The organism is Brotocaccenecus cirricatena (genome assembly GCF_020687045.1).
Classification (GTDB): Bacteria; Bacillota; Clostridia; order Oscillospirales; family Oscillospiraceae; genus Vescimonas; species Vescimonas cirricatena.
The window spans coordinates 1-1,115 of record NZ_JAJEPW010000151.1; the positions used below are offsets into that span (position 1 = coordinate 1).

Below are 1,115 nucleotides of genomic sequence, written 5' to 3' on the forward strand. Positions count from 1 at the left end.
AAAGGCAAGGGACTGCCATGCAGCGCCGCTCTGCTTGTCAAAAAAGGGGTGCAGTCTGTCGCGCGGAGCCGGTTCTGCATGTACGAGTTGTTTGGTACATTTGGAAACATAAACGCCTGTCAAAATCACGGAAACGGCTGTTTTATCCTACAAATAAACGTTCTTGGTACAAGTTTTTGTTGCAATCGGCGGGCGCTTGTGGTACCCTATCCATAGAAAGCGACGCGCCGCCCGGCGGCGCAGGAATCATCGGAACATTAATAGGAGGTACCCCATGAGCTATCCCAAAACCGGCGAAGAAGTATACGTCAGCCTGAACCTGTCCAACACCATGCTTACCGGCATCGGCAAGGGCACCATCACCCGTGAGGAGGTCTCTGCCGACTATCTCAAGCGCCTGTTTGCCCGCTACGGCGTCATCGTGTCCGCCAAGCCCGAGCAGCGCCGTCTGCTGGAGCTGGTCAATGATAATTTTGATCTGGGGCTGGAGATCCCCGAGACGCTGAAGCTGTTCCAGCTGTCCGAGCAGCACCGCCGCCTGGTGGTCATCAACGTTCAGGGTCTGCGCCGGAAGAACGGCTCCCTGCTGCCGGAATACACCGAGGAGGAGTTCAACGAGGCCACCTTCATTTTCGTGAAGTACTATATCCAGGGCCGCCACTATGACGAGCTGGTGGAGGAGAACAAGAAGCTGCAGTTTGAGCTGGACCAGGAAGTGGAATGGCGCAACCGCACCGATAACGGCTGAAAAAAACGCGTATAATCCCGCCCCGGCGGGTCAGAATAAGGTCAGGCCTTGCGGCCTGACTTTATTTTTTGCAAGGAGGACCTTCGCTATGAGCAAGAATTGTACCAACGATGGGTGCAGCTGCACCCCCAATATGTCCATCAAGTGCTCCGTGACCAGCTGCGCCCATCACTGCCAGGATATGGACAACTGCGGCCTGTCCAGCATCCAGGTGGGTACCCACGAGAATCACCCCTCCATGGACCAGTGCACCGACTGCCAGAGCTTCCGCAAGATCTGACCCAATCGCCCTGATACTGATTCTTGATTAAAAAATTTAATCAAGAATCCCGTGCGCTGTGCGCACGCACAGCGTGTGAAAACACGC

At 55.2% G+C, this 1,115-nt stretch carries 2 protein-coding genes; both read left to right on the forward strand.

Features of this window, described 5'->3' with window-relative positions; translation table 11 throughout:
• The first annotated feature begins 274 nt into the window (after window positions 1-274).
• Window positions 275-748, forward strand: a complete 474-nt coding sequence (locus tag LKD37_RS17525) for a hypothetical protein (RefSeq protein ID WP_022177917.1) — start codon at window positions 275-277, stop codon at window positions 746-748.
• Window positions 749-836: 88 nt separating this feature from the next.
• A complete protein-coding gene (locus LKD37_RS17530) occupies window positions 837-1,028 on the forward strand; it encodes a DUF1540 domain-containing protein (protein WP_302930333.1) in 192 nt (63 codons plus the stop codon).
• The last annotated feature ends 87 nt before the right edge of the window (window positions 1,029-1,115 follow it).